This is a genomic window from Mesorhizobium sp. M4A.F.Ca.ET.020.02.1.1 (assembly GCF_004022645.1).
Lineage (GTDB): Bacteria > Pseudomonadota > Alphaproteobacteria > Rhizobiales > Rhizobiaceae > Mesorhizobium.
This window is the reverse complement of sequence record NZ_RZOI01000551.1, coordinates 1-4,204: the sequence shown is the minus strand read 5'-3', so window position 1 is coordinate 4,204 and position 4,204 is coordinate 1. Positions and strand designations below refer to the sequence as shown.

The window sequence follows — 4,204 nt, the reverse complement described above, 5'->3', positions numbered from 1 at the left end:
CTTTAAGATCCCGCTTCTGACGCTGGTCGACACCGCCGGCGCCTATCCCGGCGTCGGCGCCGAGGAACGCGGCCAGGCCGAGGCGATTGCCCGCTCGACCTCGGCCTGTCTGGCGCTCAAGGTACCGTCGATCTCGGTGGTGATCGGCGAAGGCGGTTCGGGCGGTGCCATCGCCATCGCCACCGCCAATCGGGTCTACATGCTGGAGCATGCCATCTATTCGGTGATCTCGCCGGAGGGCGCAGCCTCGATCCTGTGGCGCGACACCACCCGCTCCAGGGACGCGGCGACCAACATGAAGATCACCGCCCAGGATCTTTACGAAATGAAGATCATCGACGCCATCGTCCCCGAGCCGCTCGGCGGCGCCCATCGGGCGCCGGAGACGGTGATCGCCGCCACCGGCGACCTCATCGCCAAGACGATGAAGGATTTTGCCGGCGCCAACACCGATTTCCGTGAGCAGCGTCGCGAGAAATACCTGGCCATGGGACGCAGCCTCTAGTGCCCGGAAATGTGGGCGGTTCTGGGAGGGCTTAAGGCGCATCGCCTAACACCGTTTCAGCCCGACGCGCTTTATATCCGGGCAGTTCCATCAAACGTTTGGAACGGTTTTCCGTCCGGAAGGCGCCACCCACATCGGTGGTCCAGGCGGCGATCCGGTGGTTCGGAGCGGGGCCGCCATAGACACTTTGCTTTAACGGCTGCTAATTAAGCTTCTCGTTTCGGGGGATTTGAAATGAAGAAATACGAGAAACCCACGCTGATCAAAGCGGCCCGCCTGCAAGCACTGACGGCCCAACAAGCGACTTCCCAGCCGCCAGTGGAAAACGGCAACAGCAATGGCACTGGCACCGACGTCAACTAGTCCCCGTCAAATCCGTTTCTGTCAAAACGTCTGATCGCCCTGGAATAGCTTCGGCCGCTACGCGGCAAAGTGGTGTACGGGCACGATTCCGCCACAAAAATGCCGCCGCGTTCGGCTCAATGAAATTGCCGCGAGGGGTCGTTCGAGGCTTGCGGTAAGGATTTTTCAAGGTTAACGGGCTTACGGTCCGCTCATGTTCAGCGTGCGGGCCTGGCGGTTGAACCCGTGGCCCGAGGGAAAGACTAAGCCGTACCATGTTTGCCAAGCTTGCCCGTACCGGAGTCCTGATCGCCGCCATCGGCGTCGCCGGCTGCAACGATTCCTCGATGAAGGATTTCGCGCCGGAGGCCAACAAGCCGCTGCCGGACAAGATCCTGGCCGACATGAAGGCCAAGGGCATGGTCCGCACCTCGTCGGTGATGGCCCGTATCTTCAAGGAAGAGGGCAAGCTGGAGATCTGGAAGGCCAAGACCAATGGCCGCTACGAGATGGTGGCCAGCTACGACATCTGCAAATGGTCGGGCAAGCTCGGGCCGAAGTACACGGAAGGCGACCGCCAGGCGCCGGAAGGCTTCTATACGGTCCGGCCCTCGCAGATGAACCCGCGCTCGAACTACCATCTGTCCTTCAACATCGGCTATCCCAACGCCTATGACCGCGCCAATGGCCGCACCGGCTCCAACCTGATGGTGCATGGCGCCTGCTCGTCGTCGGGCTGCTATTCGATGACCGATGCCCAGATCGAGCAGATCTACGCCTTCGGCCGCGATGCCTTCCAGGGCGGGCAGACCGAGTTCCAGATCCAGGCCTTTCCGTTCCGCATGACCGCCGCCAACATGGCGCGCTACCGCAACGACCCGAACTACGATTTCTGGAAGATGCTGAAGGTCGGCTACGACAATTTCGAGATCACCAAGGTGCCGCCGAAGGTCGACGTCTGCGAAAAGCGCTACGTCTTCAATCAAGTGGCTCCCGAAGGCACGACCTTCGATCCCACCGGGCCCTGCCCCGCCACCACGCAGCCGGATTCGCTGAAGAGCGCCTATAGCGCCTATCAGAGCACCTATGACTCGGCCTTCAACGGCGCGGTCAAGTCCAGCGCGCCGGCGCCCAAGCCGACGATTGCCGGCATCAAGGAAGCCAGCATCGTTTCCGACTGGTCGAAGCGCCGCGCCCGCGGCGAGCGCGTGCCGATCGACCCGCCATCGATGAACGGCGACGGCTCGGTGACCGAGACCGCGCGCATGGGCCGTATCGATTCGCCGCTCGGCCGCAAGATGGCCGCGCTCGACGCCGAGAAGGAAGCCAAGCGCAAGGCCGAGGAACAGCGGCTCGCAGCCATACAGGCAGCCAAGGCCGCCAAGGAAGCTGCCAAGGCCCAGGCATTGGCCGAGGCGGAAGCCGCCAAGCAGGCTGCCCAGCAGCCGGTCACCACCGCGGGCGTCGAAGCGGCCGAACCGGCAGCCGAAACGCAGGCCGCGAGCGCCGACGACGGCACGGTGACGAAGCTGAAGAAGAAGCTGCTCGGCATGTTCGGCGGCTGAGGTTTTGGCTGATGCATGTCGCCCAAAGTGTAGGGCGGTTTTGGGACAACGACATGCTTGAAAAAAGAGAAAAGCGCCCCGCCGTCTACGATCTCAAGGGGCTGAACTGTCCCCTCCCCGTGCTAAAGGCGAAGAAGCGGCTGGCCGCGATGCGGCCAGGCAGCCTGATCTGGCTGGAAACCACCGATCCGCTTGCCGTCATCGACATTCCGGCCTTCTGCTCGGACGCAGGCCATCAGCTCGTCGAAACGGCGGCGGTGTCCGGCGGCCATCGCTTCCTGGTCGAGCGCGGCGCCGCCTGAGTTCGCGGTCCTGGCCCCTTACCGTCGCCCGGCTATGGCCAGCGGATTGTCCTCCAGCGCCGCGCGGTCGGGCGTGTCGATCGACGGCCTGTTGGTGAGGGCGGCGAACAGCCGGCGCACATAGTCCTCCGGCATGTCGAGCGTGATCAGCACCAGCCTGGTGCCGCGATTGCCCTCCGGCCAGGCCGGCAGCCTTGCCGGCGGGTGCAGGATCTTCTGCACGCCATGGATGACCAGCGGCCGCGACGGATCCTCCAGCAATTCGATGACGCCCTTCATGCGCAGCAGCTTCTCGCCATACGTCGAGCGCAGCAGATCGAGGAACATCTCGATCGCCGAGAACGGCACCGGACCGTCATGGACCAGCGAATGCGAGCGCACACGCGAATCGTGGCGATGCTGGTGATCGTGATGATGATCGTCGCCATGATGGTGGTGGTGGCCATCATGATCATGGTGATGATGACCAGCCTCTTCGCCCAGCCAGCGCTGCACATCGGCCGATTTGGTTTCGGGGTTGTAGAGCCCGCAGTCGAACAGCGCCGCGGCGCCGGTTTCGCTGTCATCGGCATCGAGCAGAACGGCGCCGGGATTGAGCTGACGCAGGCGCGCTCGCAACGCCGCGACATCGCCGGCATCGGTGGCGAGGTCGGTCTTGGTGAGCACGATGCGGTCGGCGACCGCCACCTGCTTCACCGCCTCGACATGAGCGTCGAGGGTTGCATTGCCGTTGACCGCATCGACCAGAGTGATCACGCCGTCGAGCCGGAAAGCCTGCACCAGCGCCGGATGCGCCATGATCGACTGCAGCACCGGCGCCGGATCGGCAAGCCCGGTGGTTTCGACCACGACACGCGCCAGCCTGGCGATGCGGCCGGTCTGCAGCCGGTCGACGAGGTCGGCCAGCGTATCGACCAGTTCGCCGCGCACCGTGCAGCACAGGCAGCCGTCGGAAAGCTGGATGATGCCGTCTGAGGCCTGCTCGACCAGCAGATGGTCGATCGCCACCTCGCCGAACTCGTTGATGATGACCGCCGTGTCGGTAAGTTGCGGGTCCTTCAGCAGCCGGTTGAGCAGCGTCGTCTTGCCGGCGCCGAGGAAGCCGGTGAGCACCGAGACCGGGATGGGAAAGCTGCCGCCCATCGGGCTAGTTCGCGACCTTGACCGGCTGGTCGCCCTGCGCGGCGGCCGCGGCCGTCCCGGTTGCGGCCGGTTCGGCGCCCGTCGGCGCCGGAATGTCGGGCCGCCAGCTCGGCAGCGGCACGTCAGCATATTCCTTGCCGGCCTGATCGAGCATCGCCTTCGGCGTCGGCCCGTCGGCGCCGCCGAGCCCGACGGCGACCAGGGTTGGGTGGTCGAGCTTGACCTGATAAGGCGACTTCGGCGCATCCTTGGCCGGAGCGGGCGCTGCTTCCGACTGCTCCGCCTTGGTCTTCTTCTTGCAGATCTCGTCATGCAAATCGTTGGCCGAGATCGTGTCGCCATAGGAC

The 4,204-nt window shown here is 64.5% G+C and carries 5 protein-coding genes and 1 pseudogene; 4 read left to right on the top strand and 2 right to left on the bottom strand.

Annotated elements, in window-relative coordinates:
- The 4 genes from EN742_RS26395 to EN742_RS26385 form a co-directional block, all read left to right on the top strand.
- On the top strand, positions 1–505 hold a 505-nt coding region (locus tag EN742_RS26395), incomplete at its 5' end, for a carboxyl transferase domain-containing protein (protein ID WP_281034998.1).
- A gap of 234 nt (positions 506–739) precedes the next feature.
- Entirely contained in the window at positions 740–868 is a 129-nt protein-coding gene (locus EN742_RS40085; protein WP_281033022.1) for a hypothetical protein, read from the top strand.
- 254 nt (positions 869–1,122) lie between these two features.
- Complete coding sequence (locus EN742_RS26390; RefSeq protein ID WP_126058045.1) at positions 1,123–2,412, top strand: murein L,D-transpeptidase family protein; 1,290 nt, start codon at positions 1,123–1,125, stop codon at positions 2,410–2,412.
- 53 nt (positions 2,413–2,465) lie between these two features.
- Entirely contained in the window at positions 2,466–2,714 is a 249-nt protein-coding gene (locus EN742_RS26385; RefSeq protein WP_126058044.1) for a sulfurtransferase TusA family protein, read from the top strand.
- A gap of 18 nt (positions 2,715–2,732) precedes the next feature.
- On the opposite strand, the gene EN742_RS26380 is transcribed toward EN742_RS26385, so the two are convergent.
- Entirely contained in the window at positions 2,733–3,857 is a 1,125-nt protein-coding gene (locus tag EN742_RS26380) for a GTP-binding protein (RefSeq protein ID WP_126058043.1), read from the bottom strand.
- A 4-nt stretch (positions 3,858–3,861) separates the two neighbouring features.
- Positions 3,862–4,204 (bottom strand): annotated as a pseudogene (locus tag EN742_RS26375) (D-alanyl-D-alanine carboxypeptidase); the annotation flags it as partial.

What these genes read in the sequence shown, in the direction of transcription:
- EN742_RS40085 (WP_281033022.1), top strand. Translation starts at nt 740, where the DNA reads ATGAAGAAATACGAGAAACCCACGCTGATCAAAGCGGCCCGCCTGCAA.
- EN742_RS26390 (WP_126058045.1), top strand. Translation starts at nt 1,123, where the DNA reads ATGTTTGCCAAGCTTGCCCGTACCGGAGTCCTGATCGCCGCCATCGGC.
- EN742_RS26385 (WP_126058044.1), top strand. Translation starts at nt 2,466, where the DNA reads ATGCTTGAAAAAAGAGAAAAGCGCCCCGCCGTCTACGATCTCAAGGGG.
- EN742_RS26380 (WP_126058043.1), bottom strand. Translation starts at nt 3,857, where the DNA reads ATGGGCGGCAGCTTTCCCATCCCGGTCTCGGTGCTCACCGGCTTCCTC.